The sequence below is a fragment of the Streptomyces dryopteridis genome (assembly GCF_049606955.1).
Lineage (GTDB): Bacteria > Actinomycetota > Actinomycetes > Streptomycetales > Streptomycetaceae > Streptomyces.
On record NZ_CP187113.1, the window covers coordinates 4,891,105 to 4,914,567 of the forward strand.

The 23,463-nt window shown below is 75.3% G+C and carries 20 protein-coding genes; 10 read left to right on the forward strand and 10 right to left on the reverse strand.

What is annotated here, in order from left to right; genetic code table 11:
* The first annotated feature begins 24 nt into the window (after nucleotides 1-24).
* Both ACN20G_RS20910 and ACN20G_RS20915 read left to right on the forward strand, forming a co-directional pair.
* Nucleotides 25-2,976, forward strand: a complete 2,952-nt coding sequence (locus ACN20G_RS20910; RefSeq protein ID WP_424214329.1) for a DEAD/DEAH box helicase — start codon at nucleotides 25-27, stop codon at nucleotides 2,974-2,976.
* Nucleotides 2,973-4,253 carry a hypothetical protein gene (locus ACN20G_RS20915; RefSeq protein ID WP_424214330.1) on the forward strand — a complete coding sequence of 427 codons (1,281 nt, stop codon included), beginning with the start codon at nucleotides 2,973-2,975 and terminating at the stop codon, nucleotides 4,251-4,253. Before ACN20G_RS20910 ends, ACN20G_RS20915 begins: the two co-directional genes overlap by 4 nt.
* A 26-nt stretch (nucleotides 4,254-4,279) precedes the next feature.
* Here ACN20G_RS20915 and ACN20G_RS20920 read toward each other — a convergent pair whose 3' ends face one another.
* Nucleotides 4,280-4,822 (reverse strand): HAD domain-containing protein, encoded by a 543-nt coding sequence (locus tag ACN20G_RS20920; protein ID WP_424214331.1) that lies wholly within the window; start codon nucleotides 4,820-4,822, stop codon nucleotides 4,280-4,282.
* Nucleotides 4,823-4,951: 129 nt separating this feature from the next.
* Between ACN20G_RS20920 and ACN20G_RS20925 the strand changes: the two genes are divergently transcribed.
* Nucleotides 4,952-5,713: a chaplin gene (locus ACN20G_RS20925; protein WP_424214332.1), complete on the forward strand. Its 762-nt coding sequence runs from the start codon at nucleotides 4,952-4,954 to the stop codon at nucleotides 5,711-5,713.
* Nucleotides 5,714-5,813: 100 nt separating this feature from the next.
* Here the strand turns inward: ACN20G_RS20925 and ACN20G_RS20930 are convergent, their stop codons facing one another.
* Nucleotides 5,814-6,548 (reverse strand): DUF2293 domain-containing protein, encoded by a 735-nt coding sequence (locus ACN20G_RS20930; RefSeq protein WP_424214333.1) that lies wholly within the window; start codon nucleotides 6,546-6,548, stop codon nucleotides 5,814-5,816.
* Nucleotides 6,549-6,689: 141 nt separating this feature from the next.
* Here ACN20G_RS20930 and ACN20G_RS20935 point away from each other — a divergent pair, with 141 nt between their 5' ends.
* Both ACN20G_RS20935 and ACN20G_RS20940 read left to right on the forward strand, forming a co-directional pair.
* The gene (locus ACN20G_RS20935) at nucleotides 6,690-7,067 is read left to right on the forward strand and encodes a cupin domain-containing protein (protein WP_424214334.1); all 378 of its coding nucleotides are present in this window, start codon (nucleotides 6,690-6,692) and stop codon (nucleotides 7,065-7,067) included.
* A 290-nt stretch (nucleotides 7,068-7,357) separates the two neighbouring features.
* Nucleotides 7,358-8,002: a uridine kinase gene (locus ACN20G_RS20940; protein WP_424214335.1), complete on the forward strand. Its 645-nt coding sequence runs from the start codon at nucleotides 7,358-7,360 to the stop codon at nucleotides 8,000-8,002.
* A gap of 24 nt (nucleotides 8,003-8,026) precedes the next feature.
* Here ACN20G_RS20940 and ACN20G_RS20945 read toward each other — a convergent pair whose 3' ends face one another.
* Both ACN20G_RS20945 and ACN20G_RS20950 read right to left on the reverse strand, forming a co-directional pair.
* A complete protein-coding gene (locus ACN20G_RS20945) occupies nucleotides 8,027-9,058 on the reverse strand; it encodes a carbohydrate kinase family protein (RefSeq protein ID WP_424214336.1) in 1,032 nt (343 codons plus the stop codon).
* Nucleotides 9,055-10,044 (reverse strand): pseudouridine-5'-phosphate glycosidase, encoded by a 990-nt coding sequence (locus ACN20G_RS20950; protein WP_424214337.1) that lies wholly within the window; start codon nucleotides 10,042-10,044, stop codon nucleotides 9,055-9,057. Before ACN20G_RS20950 ends, ACN20G_RS20945 begins: the two co-directional genes overlap by 4 nt.
* 163 nt (nucleotides 10,045-10,207) lie before the next feature.
* On the opposite strand from ACN20G_RS20950, the gene ACN20G_RS20955 reads away from it, so the two are divergent.
* The gene (locus tag ACN20G_RS20955; RefSeq protein WP_424214338.1) at nucleotides 10,208-10,630 is read left to right on the forward strand and encodes a cupin domain-containing protein; all 423 of its coding nucleotides are present in this window, start codon (nucleotides 10,208-10,210) and stop codon (nucleotides 10,628-10,630) included.
* A gap of 34 nt (nucleotides 10,631-10,664) precedes the next feature.
* Here the strand turns inward: ACN20G_RS20955 and ACN20G_RS20960 are convergent, their stop codons facing one another.
* The 3 genes from ACN20G_RS20960 to ACN20G_RS20970 form a co-directional block, all read right to left on the reverse strand.
* Nucleotides 10,665-11,972, reverse strand: coding sequence for an MFS transporter (locus ACN20G_RS20960; RefSeq protein ID WP_424214339.1), 1,308 nt, complete (start codon nucleotides 11,970-11,972; stop codon nucleotides 10,665-10,667).
* Between the two features lie 132 nt (nucleotides 11,973-12,104).
* Nucleotides 12,105-12,683, reverse strand: coding sequence for a methylated-DNA--[protein]-cysteine S-methyltransferase (locus ACN20G_RS20965; RefSeq protein ID WP_424214340.1), 579 nt, complete (start codon nucleotides 12,681-12,683; stop codon nucleotides 12,105-12,107).
* Between the two features lie 62 nt (nucleotides 12,684-12,745).
* The gene (locus tag ACN20G_RS20970) at nucleotides 12,746-13,663 is read right to left on the reverse strand and encodes a glycerophosphodiester phosphodiesterase (RefSeq protein ID WP_424214341.1); all 918 of its coding nucleotides are present in this window, start codon (nucleotides 13,661-13,663) and stop codon (nucleotides 12,746-12,748) included.
* Nucleotides 13,664-13,997: 334 nt separating this feature from the next.
* Here ACN20G_RS20970 and uvrB point away from each other — a divergent pair, with 334 nt between their 5' ends.
* The 4 genes from uvrB (at nucleotide 13,998) to ACN20G_RS20990 (ending at nucleotide 20,371) form a co-directional block, all read left to right on the forward strand.
* Nucleotides 13,998-16,148, forward strand: coding sequence for an excinuclease ABC subunit UvrB (gene uvrB / locus ACN20G_RS20975; protein WP_424214342.1), 2,151 nt, complete (start codon nucleotides 13,998-14,000; stop codon nucleotides 16,146-16,148).
* Nucleotides 16,149-16,227: 79 nt separating this feature from the next.
* Complete coding sequence (locus ACN20G_RS20980) at nucleotides 16,228-16,806, forward strand: TerD family protein (RefSeq protein WP_424214343.1); 579 nt, start codon at nucleotides 16,228-16,230, stop codon at nucleotides 16,804-16,806.
* A gap of 173 nt (nucleotides 16,807-16,979) precedes the next feature.
* Nucleotides 16,980-18,950, forward strand: coding sequence for a TerD family protein (locus tag ACN20G_RS20985; RefSeq protein ID WP_424214344.1), 1,971 nt, complete (start codon nucleotides 16,980-16,982; stop codon nucleotides 18,948-18,950).
* 422 nt (nucleotides 18,951-19,372) lie between these two features.
* Nucleotides 19,373-20,371 (forward strand): TerC family protein, encoded by a 999-nt coding sequence (locus tag ACN20G_RS20990; protein WP_424214345.1) that lies wholly within the window; start codon nucleotides 19,373-19,375, stop codon nucleotides 20,369-20,371.
* Between the two features lie 105 nt (nucleotides 20,372-20,476).
* On the opposite strand, the gene ACN20G_RS20995 is transcribed toward ACN20G_RS20990, so the two are convergent.
* The 3 genes from ACN20G_RS20995 to ACN20G_RS21005 form a co-directional block, all read right to left on the reverse strand.
* The gene (locus ACN20G_RS20995) at nucleotides 20,477-21,808 is read right to left on the reverse strand and encodes an MFS transporter (protein WP_424215614.1); all 1,332 of its coding nucleotides are present in this window, start codon (nucleotides 21,806-21,808) and stop codon (nucleotides 20,477-20,479) included.
* Between the two features lie 235 nt (nucleotides 21,809-22,043).
* Nucleotides 22,044-22,697, reverse strand: a complete 654-nt coding sequence (locus tag ACN20G_RS21000; RefSeq protein WP_424214346.1) for an MBL fold metallo-hydrolase — start codon at nucleotides 22,695-22,697, stop codon at nucleotides 22,044-22,046.
* Between the two features lie 32 nt (nucleotides 22,698-22,729).
* On the reverse strand, nucleotides 22,730-23,434 hold the full coding sequence (locus ACN20G_RS21005) for a maleylpyruvate isomerase family mycothiol-dependent enzyme (RefSeq protein ID WP_424214347.1): 705 nt from the start codon (nucleotides 23,432-23,434) through the stop codon (nucleotides 22,730-22,732).
* Nucleotides 23,435-23,463 lie beyond the last annotated feature (29 nt).

Sequence of the window (23,463 nt, forward strand, 5' to 3'; positions counted from 1 at the left end):
TGTGCGACGGGAGAGGTGCGGGCGGTGAGCGCGAGGGTGACGGGATTGACGGAGGGCCTGCTGCGGCACGCCGTGCTGTTCCGGCCCGCCGGGGTGCCGAGGGCCGGGCGCTTTCTGTTCTGGAGCGAGTCGGGGGCCGCGCCGGCACCGCCCGGGCCGGCCGACGGGGCCGAGGCCGCGGATGGGGACGGGCCGCGGGTCGAGGAACTGTCCGTGGTCGTGCCGCACGGCGCGGGGGTGCGGACCCGGAGCGTGCCCGCGCTCAGCGTGTCCGTCGCCGACGCCCTGCCGCTGCTCGCGCGGGCTCCGTACCTCGCGGACGCGCATCCGACGGGCCGGTGCTGGGGCACCGCCGTGCGGCACGCCCTGCACCTGGTGGGGCGGGGCCGGCTGCTGCCGGGGCTCACCGGGGACGGGACGGCGGTGTGGCGGATCGGGCCGTGGGACGCGGAGGACACCGCGCACCTGCGGGCCGTGGCCGCCGCGATGCCCGTCGCCGGTCACGCCGAACCACTGCCCGGGCGGCGCCCGTTGACGCTGCCGAAACCGGAGGCGCTGCTGCGGGCCGCCGCGGACGCCGTGGCCGACACGCTGCCGCGCACCCCGGCCGCCGGTGCGGCCGCGGGGGCCGCGTACGGGGCGGTGGAGCCGACGCGGGCGCCGGAACTCGGGGTGTGGGCGCACCGGGTGGTCGCCGAGGGGGACAGCGGGGTCGTGGTCTCGCTGCGGCTGGACCTGTCGGCGTTCCGGCTCTTCGACGAGGACCCGGCCTCGGCCCCGGCCCCGGACGCGGACGCGGACACCGGCACGGACGCCGGTGCGGGCGGGACGGTGCGGCGGGCGGGGGCGCTCGTGACGTACGTGCGGCACCGGGCCGATCCGGCGCTGGTGGCCGACGCGGCGAGCCTGTGGGCCGGTACGGCCGACGCGGGGTTCGCGCCCCGGTCGCGCACCGACACCGTCGCGGCGCTGCGTCGGGCGGCGCGGTGCTGGCCGCCGCTGGCCCGGCTGGTGGACCGGCCGGTGCCCGACGTGCTCGCCCTGTCCGATGCCGAGCTGTGGGAGCTGCTGACGGCGGCCGCGCCCCGGCTCACGGCGGCGGGGGTGGAGGTGCTGTGGCCGAAGGACCTGGTGCGGGACCTGACGGCGGAGGCGGTGATCCGTCCGGTGGCGCCGGGTTCTGCGGTGGACGGCACCGCGTTCTTCGACGCGGAGCGGCTGTTCGCGTTCTCGTGGGAGTTGGCGCTGGGCGGGGACCGGTTGACGGCCGCCGAGATGGACGAGTTGGCGGCGGCGCGCCGGCCGGTGATCCGGCTGCGTGACCGGTGGGTGCCCGTCGACCCCGAACTCGTGCGCAAGGCCCGCAAGCGGCAGTTGGGTCTCCTCGATCCGATGGACGCCCTGGTGGCGGGGCTCACGGGCAGTGCGGAGGTGGACGGGGAGCGGGTGCCGGTGGTGCCGGTCGGCGTGCTGCGGGAGTTGCGCGACGGGCTGACCGCCGGGGCTGCGGCGCTGCCCGATCCGCCCGGGTTGGCGGTGACCCTGCGTGGCTACCAGCGGGTCGGGGTGGCGTGGCTGGACCGGATGACCTCGCTCGGGCTGGGCGGGTGCCTGGCCGACGACATGGGGTTGGGCAAGACCGTCACCCTGATCGCCCTGCACCTGCTGCGGGCCCGGGACCGGGCCGAGCCGACGCTGGTGGTGTGCCCGGCGTCGCTGCTGGGGAACTGGCAGCGGGAGATCGAGCGCTTCGCGCCCGGGGTGCCCGTGCGCCGGTTCCACGGGCCCGGCCGCACCCTGGACGGGGTGACGGGCGGTTTCGTGCTGACCACGTACGGGACGGCGCGGACGGCCGCGCCGCAGCTCGCCGAGCGGGCGTGGTCGCTGGTGGTCGCGGACGAGGCGCAGCACTTGAAGAACCCGCGTTCGGCGGTGGCGCGGGCCTTGCGGACGATTCCGGCGCCGGCCCGGGTGGCGTTGACGGGGACGCCCATCGAGAACAACCTGTCCGAGCTGTGGGCGCTGCTGGACTGGACCACGCCGGGGCTGTTGGGGCCGTTGACCTCGTTCCGGGCCCGGCACGCGCGGGCGGTGGAATCGCAGAACGAGGCGGACGGCGGCAACGAGGAGGCGGTGGCGCGGCTGGCGGCGCTGGTACGGCCGTTCCTGTTGCGTCGGCGCAAGTCCGATCCGGGGATCGCGCCGGAGCTGCCGGCGAAGACGGAGACGGACCATCCGGTGTCGTTGACCCGGGAGCAGGTGGCGCTGTACCGGGCGGCGGTGGACGAGACGATGGCGTTGATCGGGGAGAGCGAGGGCATGGCCCGGCGCGGTCTGATCATGAAGTTGTTGACCACGTTGAAGCAGATCTGCAACCACCCGGCGCAGTACCTGGGGGAGCAGGGGCCGGGCGGGGGGCCGGTGCGGCAGGCGGGCAGCCGGTCGGGGAAGTTGGCGTTGTTGGACGAGTTGTTGGACACGATCCTCGCGGAGGGCGAGTCGGTGCTCGTGTTCACGCAGTACGTGACGATGGCCCGGATCCTGCGCGCCCACCTGGCCTCGCGGGGAGTGGAGTGCCAACTGCTGGACGGGTCCACGCCGGTGGCGCGGCGGCAGGAGATGGTGGACCGCTTCCAGGAGGGGCGGGTGCCGGTGTTCCTGCTGTCGTTGCGGGCCGCGGGCACCGGCCTCAACCTGACCCGGGCCGGGCACGTCGTGCACTACGACCGGTGGTGGAACCCGGCGGTGGAGGACCAGGCCACCGACCGGGCGCACCGGATCGGGCAGACCCGCCCGGTGCAGGTGCACCGGCTGGTGACGGAGGGCACGGTCGAGGACCGGATCGCGGAGCTGATGGCGGGGAAGCGGGCGTTGGCCGAGTCGATCGTGGGCGCGGGTGCCGGTGGTCCGTGGGAGCCGACCGAGTTGTCGGACCGGCAGTTGGCCGATCTGGTGGCCCTGCGGAGGCCGGCGTGATCGGCGGCCGGGAGGGTTCGCGGCGCAGTCTGGCGGCGTTGCCGGCGGGGCGGGCCGAGAGCGGGTGCGGGCGGGCCTGGGCCCTGGCCCTGCCCGCGGACCCGGATCCGGGCGTCGATGGGGCCGCGGACCCGGCCGCGGGGGTGCGGATCGAGGCGGTGACGTTGACCCCGGGGCTGGTGATGGCCTCGGCGCGGGACGGGGAACGGCCCCGGCCGTACCGGACCGAGCTGCGGCTGCCGGTGCTGTCGCCGGAGCGGTGGCGGGAGCTGATCGCGGACCCGGTGTGGACGGCGGCGGCGGAGCCGGCCCTGGCCTCGGGGCTGGTGTCGGCGCAGACGGCGGGGCCGCTGTTGCCGGCTCCGGGCGAGGTGCTGGGCCGGTGCTCGTGCCCGGCCGGGCGGCATCCGGGCTGTCCGCACGCGGTGGCCCTGGGCCGGGGGGTCGGTCGGCTCCTGGACCGGGAGCCGGGGGTGTTGTGGCTGTTGCGCGGGCGGGACCCGGAGACGTTCGCGACGGAGGTGGCGCGGGCCCGGGCCCGCCGCGCGGTCGCGGCGGCGGACCCGGTCGCCGAAGCGGGGCCCGAGGCCGGGCGTGGTGTCGGCGGGTCGCGGGTCGCGGCGGTGGAGTTGCCGGGGGTGTCGGCGCGGGAGGCCGTGCACGGGGCCGGGCCCCTCGGGCCGCTGCCGGCGCCGCTCGGGCCGGCCGTGCCGGGCCCGCCGCCGGGGTTCCCGACGGAGCCGGGGGCGCCCGATCCGGCCGCCCTGGAACAGCTCGTGGCGGACGCGGTGGAACGGGCGCGGGCCCTGGCGGCGGGGGAGGGGGATCCGTTCGCGGGCCTGGACCGGTGGCAGGACGCGGTCCGGTTGGCCGCCCTGCACCCCACGGGCGGGCTGACGGGCGCGGGCCGGTCCCTGTACCGCAGGCTGGCCTCGGCGGAGGGCCGCTCGGTGGAGGACCTGGGGCGGGCGGCGGCGGCCTGGCGGCAGGGCGGTCCGGCGGCGCTGGCGGCGGCCGAGGAGGAGTGGGACCCGCCGGCCGGCCCCTTCGACCGGGCCCGTCCGGCGTTGTTGGCGGCCGGGCAGGGCGTGTTCCGGCCCGAACGCAACCGGCTGACCGCGCCCGCCGGGCACCGGCAGCTGCGGCTCGGCCGGGACGGGCTCTGGTACGCGTACCTGCGGGTGGACGCGAGCGGTGGCGCGAGCGGCTCCGGGGAGGTGTGGTGGCCGATCGGCCGGCCCGGCCCGGATCCGGTGGAGGTCGCGCGGGGGGACTGAGGAGGGGGTCGGTCGGTGGGGGCCGGTCAGTGGGGGTCGAGGGAGGCGTGCCACCGGGTCAGGGTGGTGAAGTCCCGCTCGCGCAGCCCGTTCCGGGGGCTGATCCGCAACAGCAGCGCGGGTCCCGGGTGGTGGGCGGCGACCCAGCTCGCGTCGTGCTCGGTGATCATGTCGTCGACCCAGGCGAAGGGCCGGCCGGCGGCCCAGGCCACGATCTCCCGGGTCTTCCAGTACAGACCGTCCGGATCCGGCCGGAACAGTTCGGCCCACCCGATCACGGGCAGGTCCCCGGGCAGTCCGACGCGGGGCGAGATCATCTCATTGGCCTGGTGCGTCCAGGTCGTCGCCCACACCGGGCGCAGCGGCAGGGCCGTGATCCGCGCCCCGTGGCCCGGGTGCAGCAGCACCCGCAGCCCGCGTCGCAGGGCCCGGGACCCCGGTTCCTGGCGCGCCGACCACACGGCGGGCGACATGCGGTGACTCCGGTAGCCGCGCAGCCGGGCGGTACGGGAGCGAAACGGGTTCAGCGGCCCGTCGACATCGAGCAACAACAGAGCGTCACCGGTCATGTTGTAGGGACTACCCAGTACACGATGGGGTGAAATGCCTAACGCCCCTATAACCCGAACGGGTTGGCGGCGTTGTCTCCGGTGCGGGTGGAGCGCCCGCGAACTCGTCCGGAAACACAGGGAGATCTCATGCGGCAGACTCGTCGCAATGGCCTGATCGCTGCGGTGGTCGTGGGAGGCGCGTTCTCGGTGGGGGCCGCCGGTCTGGCCCAGGCCGACTCGGGGGCGAGCGGCGGCGCCGCCCGTTCGCCGGGCCTGCTCTCGGGGAACCTCGTCCAACTGCCGGTCAACACCCCCGTGAACCTGTGCGGGAACACCGTCAGCGTCGTGGGCCTGCTCAATCCGGCCGCCGGCAACTCCTGCGCGAACAAGGGCGGCGGCGCGGCCGAGGCGGCCCCCGACGGCGGGCACTCCGGACCCGAGCGGGCGGGCGGCGGGACCCAGGCCGGTGGGCACGGCGGGCACGGGGGCAACGGCGGGGGAGCGTCGGCCCAGGGGAGCGGAAAGGATTCCGCAGGGGTGATCAGCGGCAACACGATCCAGCTCCCGATCTCCCTCCCCGTCAACGTGAGCGGCAACTCCGTCAACGTCGTCGGCATCGGCAACGGTTCCACCGGCAACGTCTCCGTCAACGAGCCCGGCGAGGTCATCCCGCCCCGCCCCGTGCCCCCCACCCCGGCCCCGCCGGCCCGGCCCACGCCCGGCAAGCCCGCGCAGCCCGTCGCGCCCAAGCCCCCCGCCAAGCCGGTCGGCCAGCCCAATCTGGAGACCCACGGCGGTCCGGCCCTCGCCGTGACCGGCGCCGAGGGCATCGGCTACCTCGCCCCGGCGGGCGGCGCCCTGCTGCTCGGCGGGGTCCTGCTGTACCGGCGGTTCCGCCCCACCTCCTGAACCCGGGCCGCACCCGACCCGGCTCCGCCCCGCCCCGGGGTGCCGGCCCCCCGAGCCGGCCGGCACCCCGGAGGCGGTCCACCGCCGGGCCCGCGCGCGGTCAGGCGACCTCCGCGACGGGACCCGGACCCGGATCCGGCGCGGCCCCCGCACCGGCCCCGGCCGTGTCCCGCGAGGTCGCCGGGGCGCGCCGCCAGGCCGCCAGGATCGCGTCGATGCGCGGCGCCAGCAGTGCCCGCGCCTCGAACCGGTTCACCCCCGCCGCCAGCCGGGCGTCGTAGTCCGTGTCCAGGTGCCGCACCGCCGCCCGCACCGCGAACGACACCGCCTGCTCGTCCAGGGCCCGACCCGCCCGAGTGCGCCCCACCCGGCCACTGCCGCGCTCCGCCGCGTGCGCCGCGATGGCCCGCGCACGCTCCGGCGGACACCCCGGGAACAGGCGCAGGATCTCCGCCGCGAACGCGGCCGTGAACCGCTGGTCCGCCAGCAGCCGGCGCGCCCGGTCCCGCTCCCGCCGCGCCGCCCGCGCCCCGGCGTCCGCCGCGCAGGCCGCGACCGCACCCGCCAGCGCCTCCGGTTCCACCATCAGGCCCTGCCGTTCCCACCGCCCGCGCCTGCGGTTGCGGCGTACGACGACCAGCCACACCGCGCTCCGCTCCCGGGCCCGACGGGTCAACGCGGCGTCGCCCCGGGGCAGCCACACCAGGCCCCCGAACCCGGCGCAGGGCAGACATCTCGGGGCCCCGCCGGCCGTGCGCGTCAGCCGTTCCAGCGGACCTCGGCGGCAACGGGCACAGTGCACCGGCCGCGTCACTTCGAACACCACCTCGTCCATGGTGTGGTGATACCGCCGCCGACGCGGCCTATCACCTTTCGGGGCGCGCGGAACCGGATTCCCGTCAGGTCTTCCTCAGTGGACTCACCTGGTTCTACCGTGAATTGACCGGTTCCGGTCCTGGTGGGAAGGGGAAGAGGGATGAGCGGAGGAAGAGGGATCAACGGACTCGGGTGGACCAGGGACGCACGCCGGGCGCGTGCGCGGGGCGCGCGGGGTGCGGGCGTCGAGACGCAGACCGTGGCCCGTGAGGTCGTCATCGAACCGGGAGCGAACACCGGCTGGCACTACCACCACGTGCCCATCGACGTGCGGGTCCGCGCCGGCACCCTCACCCGGATCCTGCACGACGGCGAACGCGTCGTGAGCGAGCCCGGCGAGACCTTCGTGGAACCGGCCGGCACCGACCGCGTGCACATCGGGCACAACTTCGGCACCACACCGGTGGTGTTGTGGATCGAGTACGTCCTGCCCCCGGGCAAGGTGTTCGCCGTCCCCGCCGCCCGCCCCTGCTGCTGAACCGATCCGCCCACCCCTGACCAGGGCGATCCGCGCGGGCGGAGGGACGGCTCCACCCGCGCGGCGCGGGACCACCGCCCCCGAGAGGATCCGGCGACGGCGCGCCGGCCACACCCCGGGACGCGCACCGCGAGCGCGCACGGGACCTGCCGGCGGGCGGGGGGACGGACCCGCCGAAAGGCACAACGCGCCGCCATTCGCGCGGAGTTCCCGAAAGCGCCGCGAACCCGGATCCCGGGCGAGTGGGCCGCGTCACCTCGCCGACCCGGCCGGGGACGCACAATGGGCGGGTGCGGATGGAACCGATCACCTGGGAACGGCTCGCGGAGGGCCTCGCCGACCGCGCGGAGACCGTCGACCCGCCCCCGGACACCGGTGACCGGCTGCGGATCGCCGTCGACGGGGCCCCCGCCGCCGACCCCGGCCGGCTCGCCGACCTGCTCGCCGAGGCCCTGCGGGTACGCGGCCGGCCCGCGTTCGTCGTGCCCGCGGGCGGGTTCCTGCGCCCCGCCTCCCTGCGGTTCGAACACGGGCGCCGGGACACCGAGGCGTACCTCGACGGCTGGTACGACACCACCGCCCTGTGGCGCGAGCTGTTCGCCCCCCTCGATCCCGGCGGCGACGGCCGGATCCTGCCCGACCTGTGGGACCCCGTCACGGACCGCGCCACCCGCAGCGCCTATCTGACGGTCCCCCCGCGCGGCGTGGTGATCCTGCACGGGCCCTTCCTGCTCGGCCACTGGTTCCCCTTCGACCTCAGCGTCCACGTGCGCCTCTCGCCGCCGGCCCTGGCCCGCCGGACCGGCCCCGAGGAGAGCTGGACCCTGCCGGCCTTCGCCGCGTACGCCGAGCGGGTCGACCCCGAGACGCACGCCGACGTGACCGTCCGGGCCGACGACCCGCGCCGCCCGGCCGTCCGCGTCCCCGAGGACTGACGACGCGCCCCGGGGCGCGCGGGCTCAGGGGCGCGCGGAACTCGGGGCCGCCGGACCCCGCACGCAGCCCGTGCGCCCCCGGCGGCGCGGGCCCGCCGGGTCCGGGACCGGCGGGCGACCGCCCACCACCGTCACCGCCGACGCCGCCGTCCCACACCCCGCCCCGGCCGCCGCCACCGGATCCGCCCCCGCCAACCGGGCCGCGAGGAACCCCCCGGTGAACGCGTCCCCGGCCCCCGTCGAGTCCACCAGCGCCCCCGCCGGCAACCGCGTCCCCGCCACCCGGGCCACCACCCGCCCCGCACGCGCCACCACGGCCCCCTCCGCCCCGCACGTCACCACGACCAGCGGCACCACCCGGCTCAACTCCGCCGCCGCCCGCGCCGGATCACGCACCGGCGCCCCACCCGGCGCGAGCGCCCCCGCCAAGAGCAGGGCCTCGTCCGCGTTGGGCAACAACACCGAACACCCCGCCACCGCCGCCAGGAACCGCTCCGCGCCCCACTCCCGCAGGAAACCCGCCGAGGCCGGATCCACGCTCACCGGGATCCCGCGCGCCACCGCCGCAGCCAAAGCGGCCCCCACCGCCCCCGCCCCCCGCTCGTCGAACCACAGGTACCCCGACAGGTGCAGGTGCCCGATCCCGTCCAACAGGCCGGGCGACCAGTCGGCCGCCGTCAGCCCCAGCGCCGCCCCGCTGTCCGTCAGGAAGGTCCGCTCCCCGTCCGGACCCACCAGCGCCACCACCGTGCCCGTCCGCTCCCCGGCCGCCACCACCAACCGGGCCCGCACCCCCGCCTCCCGTAGCGCCCGCGCGTGCCACCGGGCCGAATCCGCCCCCACCCGCGCCCACAACACCACCCGGGGCGCGCCCGCGTGCACCGCCCAGCACGCCGCGTTCGCGCCCGCGCCCCCCGGTAGCGTGCGGATCGCGGCGGACGTGTCGGTGGCCCGGGCCAAGGGCGCGGCGTGCCGGGCCACCACGTCCGTGATCACGTCCCCGATCACCAACAACCCGCCCGCCTCCGCCGCCCCGGGGCCCGCCTCCGAGGTCACCGCGAGCCCGCCCAGGCCCGCGCGATCCGCGCGCCCAGGCGCACGTTCCCGCGCACCGCCGCCAGGTTCGCCTCCAACGCCGCCCCGCCCGTCCCGCGCACCAGCCGGTCCAACAGGAACGGGGTCACGGCCTGCCCCGTCACCCCCCGAGCCCCCGCCTCCGTCAGGGCCTCGGCCAGCACCCGGTCGTGCAGCGCCGGATCCAACTGCTCCGACTCCGCCACCGGCCGCGCCACCACGATCGCCGACCCCGGCCCGCCCAGCGCGTCCTGCGCCGCCATCACCGCCGCCACCTCGGCCGGGGTCGAGACCGTCCAGTCCACCGGCTCCCCGGTCCGCGCCAGGTAGAAGCCCGGGAACCGGTCGGTGCCGAAGCCCAGCACGGTCACCCCCAGGGTCTCCAGGCGTTGCAGGGTCGCCGGCACGTCCAGGATCGACTTCACCCCCGCGCACACCACCGTCAACCCGGTCCGCGCCAGCTCCGCGAGGTCCGCCGACTCGTCCTGCGTCAGCGTCCAATCGCGGTGCACGCCGCCCAGACCGCCCGTGGCGAACACCCGCAGCCCGGCACGCGCCGCCAGGAACGCGGTCGCGGACACCGTCGTCGCGCCCGTCGCGCCGGTCGCGCACGCGGGCGCGAGATCACGACGCCCCAGCTTGCGCACCCCGTCCCCGCTCGCGATCCGCTCCACCTGGGCCTTGTCCAGGCCCACGTACGGCACCCCGTCGATCACCGCGATCGTCGCCGGCACCGCCCCCTCGGCCCGCACCGCCTCCTCCAGCTCCAGCCCGACCGCCAGATTGCGCGGCCGGGGCAGCCCGTGGGCGAGGATCGTCGACTCCAGGGCCACCACCGGCCCACCCCGCGCCAACGCGCCCCGCACCTCCTCCGAGAGCACGGCGACGGCGGGCGCGGGCGGAGCCCCGGGCGCGGGGGCGCGGGAGCCGGACGGGGGGTTCGCGGGGTGGGACGCGTCGGAGGACATGCCCCATCCCTGGCACGCCGACCCCACCCGCAAACGCGGGTTTCCGGCCTCCCGTGTCGCACGGGCCCCGTCCGTCCCGCTGGACACAGTGACGGGTCGGACCCGCCGATCCCGGACACCCTGGTCGGCGTGGGGGCCCCGGCCCGCCGGCTAGGGTGCGGCCATGGCAACCGACGCACCCCCCGAGCACCCCGCCCAGACCGACGCCCGGACCGAAGCCCGGACCGACGCCGTGACCGGCTCCTTCGCCGTGGCCGTCCCCGACCTCGCCGACTCCGACCTCGAACCCGAGGACCTCGACCCCGCGCAGATCCTCGCCGGCGACCCCGTCGTCACCGGCCGCGTCCTGTGGGAGTCCCCGGACGGCGGCCGGATCCGGGGCGTCTGGCAGATCACCCCGGGCGTGGTCACGGACACGGAGGCGGACGAACTGTTCGTCGTCGTCTCCGGTCGGGCCACCGTCGAGGTGGAGGGCGGCGGGACCCTGGAACTGGGGCCCGGCACCGCGTGCGTGCTCCGCGCCGGCGACCGCACCGTGTGGACCGTGCACGAGACCCTGCGGAAGGTCTACGAGATCACCCTCTGAGTCGGGGCCCGACCCACCGACCCGACCCACCGGCTCAGCCCACCGGTTCCGCCCCGGCGGCGGGCCGTCCGCGGGCCGTGAACAGGGCCAGGACCACCAGCGGCAGCACGAGCGCGGCCCCCGCCGCGTTCAGCCACCCGTACCCGGCCTGCGCCACGATCACCCCCGCGACCGCCCCGCCGACCCCCGCCGCCGCGTTGCTGCACAGGTCCGACAGGCCCTGCACCGCCGCGCGCGCCGACTGCGGGACCGAGTCCGTGAGCAGCGCCGATCCCGCCACCAGCCCGGCCGACCAGCCGAGCCCGAGCAGGAACAGCCCGGCGGCGTTCTGCCCGTGACTCGTCCCCGAGGTGCCGGCGAGCGCGGCGGCCACCGCCAGCAGCCCGGCCGACAGGCCGATCACCGTGAACCGCCCCACCCGGTCGGCCAGCCACCCCATCACCGGCGAGAAGGCGTACATGCCGGCGATGTGCCCGCTGATCACGAGCCCGATCAGGGTCAGGTCCGCGCCGTGGTGCGCGAGGTGCAGCGGGGTCATCACCATGATCGACACCATGGTGGTGTGCGCGACCGTCACCGTGACCAGCGCCAGCCGGGCCCTCGGCGAGGCCCACACCGCCGCCGAACCCGCCCGCAGCGAACCCCGCGCGGTCGGCCGCGGCAGCCCGTCCTCGCCGCTCAGCACCCGGGCGGTCAGCAGGGGGTCGGGCCGCAGCAGCAGCCAGATGAGCAGGGCCGTCAGCAGGAAGATCCCGGCGGCCCACAGGAAGGGCCCGGCGGCCGGCGGGATCGACCCGTCGGCGAAGGCCCGCCCGGCCGGGGCCGACAGGTTCGGGCCGATCACCGCGCCCAGGGTGGTCGCCCACACCACGATCGAGATGGCCCGCGCCCGGTGGTCGGGTTCGGCGAGGTCGGCGGCGGCGAACCGGGCCTGGAGATTGGCGGCGGAGGCGGCGCCGAAGGTCGCCATGCCGAGCAGCAGGAGCGGGAAACTGCCGATCACGGCGGCCAGCACCACGCCGCCCGCGCCGAGCGCCCCCACGAGGTAGGCCACGACCAGCCCGATCCGCCGGCCCCGCGTGGTCATCAGGGCGGCCAGCGGCAGGGAGAGCAGGGCGGTCCCGGCCACGGAGGCGGTGGAGGCCAGGCCCGCGAACGCCTCCGTGCCGCTCACCTCGGTGGCCAGCACGGGCGCCAGCGCGATGCTGATCGGCACCCCGAGCCCGCCGATCACCTGCCCGGCCACGAGCACCCACGTGGTGCGCCGGCGTATTCGGGCCAGTTCGTCCCCGGAGGGCACGGAACGGGCCGCCGCGCGCGGGTCCCGCGCGGAGACGCTCACGCGCCGACCACCGGACGGGGCGCGGGGGGCGCGGGGGAGGGCGGGGAGGGCGCGGTCGGGCAGCTCATCCCGGCAGTCTCCCACCGGCCCGCCCGAAGGGCACCCCCACCCCTGGGGCTCGAACGGGGGCCGTCAGAACAGGGGAGCCGGTAGCACGCCCTCCAGGGCCAGCAGGGTCCGTTTGGTCTCCACCCCGCCGCCGAAGCCGCCGATCCCGCCGTCGTTCTCCACCACCCGGTGGCAGGGCACGACGATCGGGAGCGGGTTCGAGGCCATCGCGACCCCGACCGCCTGGGCCGCGCCCGGTTGGCCGGCGTGGGCCGCCAGTTCGCCGTAGCCGACGACCCGGCCGTAGGGCACGGACGCGGCCAGCTCGCGCAGGACCACCCGGTTGAAGCCCGCGATCAGTCGCCAGTCCAGCGGCAGGTCGAAGGCGCGCGCCTCGCCCGCGAAGTAGGCCCGCAGCTGCCGCAGCGGCTCCGCCAGCAGTTCCTCGGCGCCCGGGGCGGGGCGGTGGGCCGGCAGGTTCAACCGGCCGGCCAGGGGCCCGATGCGGTCCGGGCCCGCGTGGAACTCCACCCGGACCAGTCCCACCCGGGTCGCGGCCAGGAACAGCGGGCCGATCGGGGCGTCCAGGACGGTCCACTCCAGGTGTCCCGGCGGTTCGGTGTGCGCGGTGCGCTCGGTGTGCGCGGTCTCTGCGGTCTCCACACGTTCACGGTACGGCGCGTCGGCCGCTCCGCCCGCCCCTTTGGCCACTTCGGTCACCTCGGTCACTTGGGTTCGGTGGTGAGGGCGTCCCGGACGGTGTCGGGGCGGTTGCTGATGATGCCGTCCACGCCCAGGTCGCGGACCCGGCGGGCCGCCGTCGCGTTGTCCACGGTCCACGCGTCCACCGCCATGCGGCGCCCGTGCGCGCCGGTCAGCTTGTGCACGGCCGTCATCCACTCCGCCGTGATCGACACGTGCGGCGGGTTGATGCGGTCGGCGAAGGCGGTGAACTCGGGCAGGTCCTCGACGGCCGGCATGCCGAGGAAGGCGGTGGCCACCTCCGGGCGCAGCGCGTGCACCGTGCGGACGCTGTCGGAGTCGAAGCTCTGGATCACCAGGCGGGTGCGCAGGCGGGAGCCGCCGAGCCAGCCGGCGTCGTCGAGTTCGCCGAGGATCTGCTCCTCGACGCCGGGGTACAGCCGGGGGTTCTTGATCTCCATCAGCAGCCCCAGCCGGTGCCGGTCCAGGCGGGCCAGGAACTCGCGGAGGGTGGGGACGCGGGCGCCCTTGAAGCGGGGGTGGTACCAGGAGCCGGCGTCGAGGAGGGCGATCTCCTCGGAGGTGAAGTCGGCGACCCGCCAGGGGGAGCGGTCGGGGAAGAGCTGCCGGACGTCGGTGGTGCGGGCGAGGGTCTCGTCGTGGATCACCACGAGCACGCCGTCCTTCGTGCGTTGCACGTCGTTCTCGATCCAGGTAGCGCCGCGCCGCGCGGCCTCGTCGATCGAGTCGACGGTGTTCTCGGGGGCGTACGCGGAGGCGCCCCGGTGGGCGTAGATCACCGGCAGGGCGGGTGCGGCGGCCCGGGTGGGCGCGGGCGGCGGGGCCGGGCTGTCGGCGCGGGCGAGGGCGGTGGGGCCGGTCAGGGCGAGGGCGAGGCCGAGGACGGCGCTGAGGGTCGCGGCGAGGGGGCGGGAGGACATGGGGTCTCCTCGGATCGGACGGGGCGTTCGCACCGTGCTCGGCGGGGCCCGGGGGCCCGGGTCGCGGTGCGGCTGCGTGCGTCGAGACGCGGACGGTTCCCCACCGGGCGACGGGCGACAGCGGGGTGACACGTGATCCGCTGACGGCTCGTCGATTCCAACGCGATCATGGACGCAGTGTGACGGGGGCGCCAGTGAAATACGACAAACGGTGCATGCGCGTCCGGCGTGTCGTCCTCGTGCCCCCCTCGCACCCCACCCGCCCCGGGGGCCCCGGCCCGACTCCCGAGGGCGAGCGCGGCCGACTGTCGGTGCGGGGTCGTACCGTGGACCCATGCGGCCCGTATCGAAGATCGAACGCACGGTGGCCCCCTTCCAGGTGGTCAGCCCGTACCAGCCCAGCGGCGACCAGCCCACGGCCATCGCCGACCTGGAGCGGCGCATCCGCGCCGGGGAGAAGGACGTCGTCCTGCTCGGCGCCACCGGCACCGGCAAGTCCGCCACCACCGCGTGGATGATCGAGCGGCTCCAGCGCCCCACCCTGGTCATGGCGCCGAACAAGACCCTGGCCGCCCAGCTCGCGAACGAGTTCCGCGAACTGCTGCCGAACAACGCGGTCGAGTACTTCGTCTCGTACTACGACTACTACCAGCCCGAGGCGTACGTCCCGCAGTCGGACACCTACATCGAGAAGGACTCCTCCATCAACGAGGAGGTCGAGCGGCTGCGGCACTCGGCGACGAACTCGCTGCTGACCCGCCGCGACGTGATCGTGGTCGCCTCCGTGTCCTGCATCTACGGCCTCGGCACCCCGCAGGAGTACGTGGACCGGATGGTGCCGCTGAAGGTCGGCGAGGAGATCGACCGGGACCAGCTGCTGCGCCGCTTCGTCGACATCCAGTACACCCGCAACGACCTGGCCTTCACCCGGGGCACCTTCCGCGTCCGCGGGGACACGGTGGAGATCTTCCCGGTCTACGAGGAACTGGCCGTGCGGATCGAGATGTTCGGCGACGAGATCGAGGCCCTCTCCACGCTGCACCCGCTGACCGGCGAGGTGATCAGCGAGGACGAGTCGCTGTACGTGTTCCCCGCCAGCCACTACATCGCCGGCCCCGAGCGCATGCACAACGCGGTGCGCGGCATCGAGATCGAGCTGGCCGAGCGCCTGGCCGAGCTGGAGAAGCAGGGCAAGCTGCTGGAGGCCCAGCGGCTGCGCATGCGCACCACCTACGACCTGGAGATGATGCAGCAGATCGGGTCCTGCTCCGGCATCGAGAACTACTCGCTGCACATGGACGGCCGCGAGCGGGGCTCCGCGCCGAACACCCTCATCGACTATTTCCCCGAGGACTTCCTCCTCGTCATCGACGAGTCCCACGTGACCGTCCCGCAGATCGGCGCGATGTACGAGGGCGACGCCTCCCGCAAGCGGACCCTGGTGGACCACGGGTTCCGGCTGCCGTCCGCCCTCGACAACCGCCCCCTGAAGTGGGAGGAGTTCCAGGAGCGGATCGGGCAGACCGTCTATCTGTCCGCGACCCCCGGGAACTACGAGCTGTCCCGGGGCGACGGCTTCGTGGAACAGATCATCCGCCCCACCGGCCTCGTCGACCCCGAGGTCGTGGTCAAGCCCACCGAGGGCCAGATCGACGACCTCGTGCACGAGATCCGGCTGCGGGTGGAGAAGGACGAGCGGGTCCTGGTCACCACCCTCACCAAGAAGATGGCCGAGGACCTCACCGACTACTTCCTGGAACTCGGCATCCAGGTCCGCTACCTGCACAGCGACGTGGACACCCTGCGCCGGATCGAGCTGCTGCGCGAGCTGCGCGCCGGCGAGTACGACGTGCTCGTCGGCATCAACCTGCTGCGCGAGGGCCTCGACCTGCCCGAGGTGTCCCTGGTGGCCATCCTCGACGCCGACAAGGAGGGCTTCCTGCGCTCCGGCACCTCCCTGATCCAGACCATCGGCCGCGCCGCCCGCAACGTCTCGGGCCAGGTCCACATGTACGCGGACCGGATCACGCCCGCGATGGAGAAGGCCATCGAGGAGACCAACCGGCGCCGCGAGAAGCAGGTCGCCTACAACACCGAGCACGGCATCGACCCGCAGCCCCTGCGCAAGAAGATCAACGACATCGTCGCGTCCATCGCCCGCGACGAGGTCGACACCGAGGAACTCCTCGGCAGTGGCTACCGGCAGTCGAAGGCCGGCAAGGCCCCCGTGCCCGCCCTCGCCGCCCACGGGCCGGCCGCCGCCGCCAAGGACGCGAAGGCCGGCAAGGGCGCCAAGGCGAAGAAGGGGGAGGCGGTGCCCACCGACCGCCCCGCCGAGGAACTCGCCGCGCTCATCGAGGAGATGACCGACCGGATGCGGGCCGCCGCCGCCGACCTCCGCTTCGAGGTCGCCGCCCGGATCCGTGACGAGGTCGGCGAGCTCAAGAAGGAGCTTCGACAGATGCGGGAAGCGGGCCTCGCCTGACCGGGGCGGCCATGACTAGGCTGGGAACACCGTGTCGGGCACGAGGTGTCCGACACAGGCAAAGGAGAGGGGACAGCACGTGACGGTCAATTTGGCCAAGGGTCAGGGCATCAGTCTGCAGAAGTCGGACGGGGGCACGCTGACCGCGGTCCGGATGGGCCTCGGCTGGCAGGCGGCGAAGCGCCGCGGCCTGTTCGGTTCCCGGACGCGGGAGATCGACCTCGACGCCTCGGCCGTGCTCTTCGCGGAGAAGCAGCCGGTGGACGTCGTGTTCTTCCGGCACCTGCAGAGCGACGACGGTTCGGTCCGCCACACCGGCGACAACCTCGTCGGCGGCGCCGGCCAGGGCGGGGACGACGAGTCCATCCTCGTGGACCTCCAGCGGGTGCCCGTGCACATCGACCAGATCGTCTTCACGGTGAACTCGTTCACCGGCCAGACCTTCCAGGAGGTGCAGAACGCGTTCTGCCGGATCGTCGACGAGACCAACGGGCAGGAACTCGCCCGCTACACCCTCGACGGCGGCGGCGCGTACACCGCGCAGATCATGGCCAAGGTCCACCGGGTGGGCTCGGGCTGGCAGATGACGGCCCTGGGCACCGCCGCCAACGGCCGCACCTTCCAGGACCTGCTCCCGTCCATCCTGCCGCACCTCTAGGCACCCGGCCCCGGGCACAGGCCGCCCGGGCGAGCAGCAGGACCCGCCGGACCCACGCGGCCGGCGGGCGCGCGACGCGGCGGGCCGCCCCGGCACGGGGGCGGTCCGCCGCGTCGCGCGCGACAGCACACCAGGCACGGCGCGCGAGCGACACGGACGGGGAGGGCTGCACGATGGCGGCCGAATTGGTGCGGGGACAGAACCACCCCGTGGCCCGACAACGGGTGGAGATCACGATCTCGGCGGGCAGCCCGGTGCACGCCGTCGCGGCCCTCGGCGACGAGGCGGGCCGCCCGGCCGACGCCGACGCCGTCGTGCACCCCGGACGCACCACCGGCCCCGGGATCACGATCCCCGCCGCGTGCGGCCCCCGACACCGCATCCCCGTGGACCTCGACGCCGTCACCCCCGCCGTGCACCGCATCTCCATCGCCCTGGTGCTGCCACCCGGCGGACCCGACCGGTTCGGGGCCGTGGCCGCGCCGCACGTGGCCGTCACGGACCCCGACGGCACCGAACTCGCCGGCTACACCATGACCGACCTCGGACCCGAGACCGCCGTCGTCGCCGTCGAGCTCTACCGCCGCCAGGGCGCCTGGAAGGTCCGCGCCGTCGGCCAGGGCTACGCCGACGGCATCGCCGGCCTGCTGCGCGACCAAGGGCTGCCCGAGAGCGAGATCCTCCCCCTCGCCGAGGCCCTGCGCCGCGCCGCGCCCGTGCCCGCCCCCGCGACCGGCTCCCCGACCGGCTCTCCGACCATCGGCTCCCCGACCATCGGCACCGCGCACCCCGGCCGGCGGACCACGACCGGGCCCGCCGCCGGGTCCCCCTACGGGCCCGGGACGGGACCCGCGCCCGTCCCCGGACCGGTGGCCGACACTCCCGTCCCCCCGCCCACCATCGACTACACCCACCGCGCCCGCGCCCCCCGGCCCGCGACCCCCGCGCCCCCGCCCGGCCCGCCCGCGGGACCGCCCCCCGCGACCGACCCCGCCGCCGGGCCGCCGCGACCGGTCGCCGGCGACGCCTCCGGCTGGACCATGGACGAGCGGCTCTACAACCAGGTCTGGGGGGTCTTCGAGGACCTGGCCCGGGCCGTCGCCGCCTACCGGGGCGCCGTGGACTTCGCCGACAACCGGCTGGAACGCGAACTGGACCAGGCCCTGTCCGACCCCGCCGCCCGGATGGGGGGCGCGGCGCACTCGGCCCGCGCGACCGCCGCCGCCCGCCGCGAGGAACTCGTCGGCCGGGCCCGCGAGGTCCTCGACCGGGACCTCGGACAGCTCGTCGCCGAACTCGCCGTCGTCGAACCCGCCCTGCCCGCCGCCTACGCCCGCTGGGACAGCGCCGTCTGGCAGGGCCACCGGATCCCCGAGGACCGGCCGATGGCGGTCCGCCTCGGGGACCTGCACCTGCCCGAGCGGCCGGGGCTGCGGGTCCCGATGCTGCTGCGGCTGCCCCTGGAACGCGGCCTGTGGATCGACAGCGGGCGCACCGGCTCGGAGGCGGCCATGGCCACCGACACCGACCGGCTGCGCCGGGCCGCCCTCGACCTGGCCGTCGCGCACGCCGTCCGGATGCTCGCCGTCCACCCGGCGGGCGGACTCTCGGTGCACGTGATCGACGCCGCCGGGGCCGGAGCCGGGGCGCTGGCCCCGCTCGCCGCGTCCGGGGCGCTGGCCGCGCCGCCCGCCGCCGGGGCCGCCGGGGTCTCGGCCACCCTGGACCTGCTGACCCGCCGGGTCGACCTGGTGCAGATGGCGCTGCGGGCCGGCGCCCCCGACGAACTGCCCGCCGACCTCGACCCCGCCGACCAGCTGTTGATCGTGCACGACTTCCCGCACGGTTTCGACGAACGGTCCGTGACCCGGCTGCGGTACCTGGCCGACGAGGGCCCGGCCGTCGGCGTGCACCTGCTGATGGTCGCCGACCGGGAGGACGCGGCCGGGTACGGGCCGCTGCTGGACCCGCTGTGGCGATCGCTGCTGCGGCTCTCGCCGGTTCCCGACGCCCACCTGGCCGATCCCTGGGTCGGACACGCCTGGACCTTCGAGGGGGCCCTGCCGCCCCGTGACGGGCGGCTCGTGGGCGAGGTGCTGGACCTGGCCGCCGAGGGCCGCAGACGCCGCCGTCGCGGGGCCTGAGGCCCGGGGCGCACGACCCCCGGGCGGACCGGGTCGCGGAACGGGCGGGCGGGGTCCGGGGCGGGCCCGGCCGACGGCCGCCGAGGAGTGTCGTACGAGGTCGGGCCGGGTCCGGGCGGGCCGGGCCGGGCTTCCCCCGGGTGGCCCCGTGGCACGGCGCGTGACCATTCGCTGACCGCTCTTTGGTGAACCCTTTACCTTTCGTGGGACCTTTGGGTACCCTGGGGCTCGCGGAGGGGAGTATTCCTGCTGTTCCCCGGCTACGGCGGCCCCGTCAATACGGACGCGCGACGCACCCGAGACCGGGTGCCGCGTCCCGGGGCGTCGGCCCGCGCGCCCGACCCGGGCGCTCGGGTGGAAGAGACCTCCGGCAGCGATGACGCTGACCCAGAGCCATAGCGATCTGCCGGAGGAATCGAACAGTGGACGTTTCCACGACCTTGTGGGTCCTGACCATCGTGGGCCTGTGTGTCCTGATCGGTGCGGACTTCCTGATCGGGCGCAAGCCCCATGACGTGTCGATCAAGGAGGCGGGCACCTGGACGATCGTCTGGATCGTGCTCGCCGCGCTCTTCGGACTCGGCCTGTGGTGGTTCGGCAACGGACAGGCATCGCAGGAGTTCTTCGCCGGGTACATCACCGAGAAGTCGCTGAGCGTCGACAACCTCTTCGTCTTCGTGCTGATCATGGGCAAGTTCGCCGTGCCCTCCCACCTGCAACAGCGGGTGCTGCTGATCGGCGTGCTGATCGCCCTGGTGCTGCGGGCGATCTTCATCGCCGCCGGCGCCGCGATCATCGCCAGTTTCTCCTGGGTGTTCTACATCTTCGGCGCGTTCCTGATCTACACCGCCTGGAAGCTGATCCAGGAGGCGCGGGCCGACGACGAGGACGAGGAGTTCGAGGAGAACCGCCTGCTGAAGTCGGTGGAGAAGAAGTTCGGCGTCGCGGACCAGTACCACGGCACCAAGCTCTTCATCCAGCGCAACGGCAAGCGCGTCCTGACCCCGCTGATGGTGGTCATGCTCGCCATCGGCACCACGGACATCCTGTTCGCCCTGGACTCCATCCCGGCCATCTTCGGCCTCACCCAGGACCCGTACATCGTCTTCACCGCCAACGCCTTCGCCCTGATGGGCCTGCGCCAGCTGTACTTCCTCATCGGCGGCCTGCTGAAGAAGCTGGTCCACCTCAGCTACGGCCTGTCGATCATCCTGGGCTTCATCGGCGTCAAGCTCGTGCTGCACGCCCTGCACGAGTCCGGGGTGCACGTCCCGCAGATCTCCATCCCGGTCTCCCTCGGCGTCATCTGCGGCGTCCTGGTGATCACCACGATCACCAGCCTGATGGCCTCGAAGAAGCAGGCCGAGAAGGAGGCCGCGGCCGCCGCCGAGGCCGAGCGCCCGGGCGTCGAGAGCCGCTGACGCCGGGGCCCGCTCCGCGCCGGCCCCGGAACCGGACCCCGGTGGGCGCGCGGAGCGGCGCCGCCCACCGGGTCTCCGAACCCCCACCGCGACGGGGGCGACCTCCTACGGGGTCGCCCCCGTCGTCGCGTCCTGCCGCTCCCGAGGCCCCGGCAGCGGGCCGGGGGTCGGGGTCCCGCCGCGCGGGTTGGTCTCCGGCAGCAGGGCGAAACAGCCCAGGCTGAGCAGGGCCACCCCGGCCAGGTAGCCGGCCACCGCCCACGGCGGCCCGTCCCCGTCCGCCAGGGCCGTGGCCACGATCGGGGTCAGGGCCCCGCCGGTCACCCCGCCCAGGTTGTAGCCGACGGCCGCGCCCGTGCACCGCACGCGCGGCTCGAAGAGCTCGGGCAGGTAGGCCCCGACCACTCCGAAGGTCAGCCCCATGCCCAGCAGGGCCACCGTGAGCCCCGCCGTCATCGCCACCGGGTCCCCGGTCCGCAACAGGGCCACCATCGGGAACATCCACAGGGCGGAGAAGGCGCAGCCGGCCAGGCACAGGGGTCTGCGGCCCCAGCGGTCGCCCAGCACCGCCGGGATCGGGGTGCACAGGCCCTGGATCGCGACGGCGGTCATCACGCAGGCCAGGATCGTGGAACGGGCCATCTCCAGGTGGTCGGTGGCGTAGGCCAGGGACCAGGTGGTCACCGCGTAGAACACGGCGTAGCCCGTGGCCATGGCGCCGCCCGTGAGCAGCACCCGACGCCAGTGGACGCGCAGCACCTCGGCGAAGGGGGCGCCGGACGGCCGCTCGGCGCTCTCGGCGGCCTCGGCGAGGGCGAGGAAGGCGGGGGTCTCGGAGACGCTGTGGCGCAGCCAGAGCCCGGCCAGGGCGAGTACCCCGGCGGCCCAGAAGGGCACCCGCCAGCCCCAGGAGGTGAAGGCCGCGTCGGACAGGCCGGTGGAGAGCCCCAGGGTGATGCCGTTGGCCAGGAGGAAGCCGACGGCGGGGCCGATCTGCGGGAAGCTCGACCACAGGCCGCGCCGGTGCGCCGGGGCGTGCTCGGCGGTCAGGAGCACCGCCCCGCCCCATTCGCCGCCCAGGCCCAGGCCCTGGAGGAAGCGGAGGGTCAGCAGCAGGATCGGGGCGCCGATCCCGAGGGTCGCGTACGAGGGGACGCAGCCGACGGCCACCGTGGCCAGGCCGGTCAGCAGCAGCGAGGCCAGCAGGACGGGGCGGCGGCCGTGCCGGTCGCCGAGGTGCCCGAAGAGGATCGAGCCCAGGGGGCGGGCGAGGAATCCGACGCCGAAGGTGCCGAACGCGGCGAGGGTGCCGGCGAGCGGGGAGAAGGTCGGGAAGAAGAGCGGGCCCAGGACCAGGGCGGCGGCGGTGCCGTAGGCGAAGAAGTCGTAGAACTCGATGGCGGTGCCGGCGAGCGCGGCCAGGGCGAGTCGGATCATCGGCACCGGCGCGGCGGCCGGGGCGGCGGCGGGCGGGGCGCTCGGATCGGGGGGACCGGGGCTGTGGGTGTCCCGGGGGGCCGGGAGGGGACGTGGGGCGTGATCTTCGGACATGCCGGGGGAACTACCCGGACCCCAAACCACGGAACGTTCGTTCGGGAGGGTTCAGGCGAACGGGCGAGGGCCCGGGGGGTGGGGTTGACGCCCCTCACCCTCCGGGCCCCCCGGGGACCGGCTACCAGCCGCGGGCGCGCCACTCGGCGAGGTGCGGACGCTCGGCGCCCAGCGTGGTGTCCTTGCCGTGGCCCGGGTAGACCCAGGTCTCGTCGGGCAGCGTGAAGACCTTGGACTCCACGTCGTCGAGGAGCCGGGTGAAGGCCGCCTTGTCGTCGTGCGTGTTGCCCACGCCCCCGGGGAACAGGCAGTCGCCCGTGAACACGTGCGGGTGGCCGTGCGGGTCGTCGTAGACGAGCACGATCGAGCCCGGGGTGTGTCCGACCACGTGCCGCGCGGTGAGGGTGACCCGGCCCACGGTGATCGTGTCGCCGTCCTCGACGAGCACGTCGGTGGGGACCGGGATGCCCTCGGCGTCGTGCGCGCCCGCCAGGGTGCGGGCGCCGGTGGCGGCGACCAGCGCCTCCAGGGCCTGCCAGTGGTCGCCGTGCCGGTGGGTGGTGACGATCTGCCCGATCCCGTCGTCGCCGATCAGGGAGAGGAGGACCGTCTCCTCGGCGGCCGCGTCGATCAGCAGCTGTTCGCCGGTGGCCCGGCAGCGCAGCAGGTACGCGTTGTTGTCCATGGGGCCGACCGCGACCTTGGAGATCATCAGATCGGCGAGTTCGTGAACATCGGCGGGGCCGCCGACCTTGACCGTTCCGCTGTACGTCATGTCCGCAATCCTAAGGCGACGGGGTGGGTGGGTCAGAGGGCGGGCAGGGCGGGGACCGGGCCGCCGTCGGCGGTGAGGTCCGCGCCCTTCGCGCCGCGCCCCGCGAGCCAGCCCAGCAGGGCCGGGGCGGCGCCGCGCACGGTGACGGCGGGTTCGCCGGCCGCGCCGGTGCGCAGCTCGCGGGCCTCGTGGACCTCGTCGGCCTCGATCACGAGCCGGGTCGCGGGCAGACCGGGGACGGCGCTCCAGCGGTCGGCCAGGAACGCGATCTCGGCGGCGACGAACGGGGCCGGCAGATCGGCCAGGGCGTATCCGAGGTCGAGGTCCACGTGGTGCAGCTCGATCTCGACCAGGCGCCGGAAGGGGAGCCGGGCGGCGGTGTCGCGGACTCCGTTGCGCAGCTCGACCTCGCGGGTCCAGTCCTGGTCGACGGCGGCCGCGGCGAGGAACGCGGCGTGCGTGGCGCGCAGGTCGGCGAGGTGGACCTCGACGGTGCGGTCGGCGTCGCGGGCGATGTCGGCTTCCCGGGTCTCGGCGCTCGCGTACATGGGGCGACCGGCCAGGACGTTGACGAGGGCGTCGGCGTTGCGGGCCAGGTGGGCCAGGACGTGACCGCGGGTCCAGTCCGGCAGGTGTGACTCCTCGGCGATCGACGCGTTGTCCAGTTTCCCGACGGCGTTCAGCAGCCGATCGGTGGCCTCGGACAGGGCATGCAGGTCGTGCACATGATCAGTCATGGGCAGGACCTTAGACCCTGGGAGGGGGT

What these genes read in the sequence shown, in the direction of transcription:
- uvrB (WP_424214342.1), top strand. Translation starts at nt 13,998, where the DNA reads ATGCGGCCCGTATCGAAGATCGAACGCACGGTGGCCCCCTTCCAGGTG.
- ACN20G_RS20925 (WP_424214332.1), top strand. Translation starts at nt 4,952, where the DNA reads ATGCGGCAGACTCGTCGCAATGGCCTGATCGCTGCGGTGGTCGTGGGA.
- ACN20G_RS20995 (WP_424215614.1), bottom strand. Translation starts at nt 21,808, where the DNA reads ATGATCCGACTCGCCCTGGCCGCGCTCGCCGGCACCGCCATCGAGTTC.
- ACN20G_RS20935 (WP_424214334.1), top strand. Translation starts at nt 6,690, where the DNA reads ATGAGCGGAGGAAGAGGGATCAACGGACTCGGGTGGACCAGGGACGCA.
- ACN20G_RS21005 (WP_424214347.1), bottom strand. Translation starts at nt 23,434, where the DNA reads ATGACTGATCATGTGCACGACCTGCATGCCCTGTCCGAGGCCACCGAT.
- ACN20G_RS20955 (WP_424214338.1), top strand. Translation starts at nt 10,208, where the DNA reads ATGGCAACCGACGCACCCCCCGAGCACCCCGCCCAGACCGACGCCCGG.
- ACN20G_RS20930 (WP_424214333.1), bottom strand. Translation starts at nt 6,548, where the DNA reads ATGGACGAGGTGGTGTTCGAAGTGACGCGGCCGGTGCACTGTGCCCGT.
- ACN20G_RS20920 (WP_424214331.1), bottom strand. Translation starts at nt 4,822, where the DNA reads ATGACCGGTGACGCTCTGTTGTTGCTCGATGTCGACGGGCCGCTGAAC.
- ACN20G_RS20970 (WP_424214341.1), bottom strand. Translation starts at nt 13,663, where the DNA reads ATGTCCTCCCGCCCCCTCGCCGCGACCCTCAGCGCCGTCCTCGGCCTC.
- ACN20G_RS20950 (WP_424214337.1), bottom strand. Translation starts at nt 10,044, where the DNA reads ATGTCCTCCGACGCGTCCCACCCCGCGAACCCCCCGTCCGGCTCCCGC.
- ACN20G_RS21000 (WP_424214346.1), bottom strand. Translation starts at nt 22,697, where the DNA reads ATGACGTACAGCGGAACGGTCAAGGTCGGCGGCCCCGCCGATGTTCAC.
- ACN20G_RS20985 (WP_424214344.1), top strand. Translation starts at nt 16,980, where the DNA reads ATGGCGGCCGAATTGGTGCGGGGACAGAACCACCCCGTGGCCCGACAA.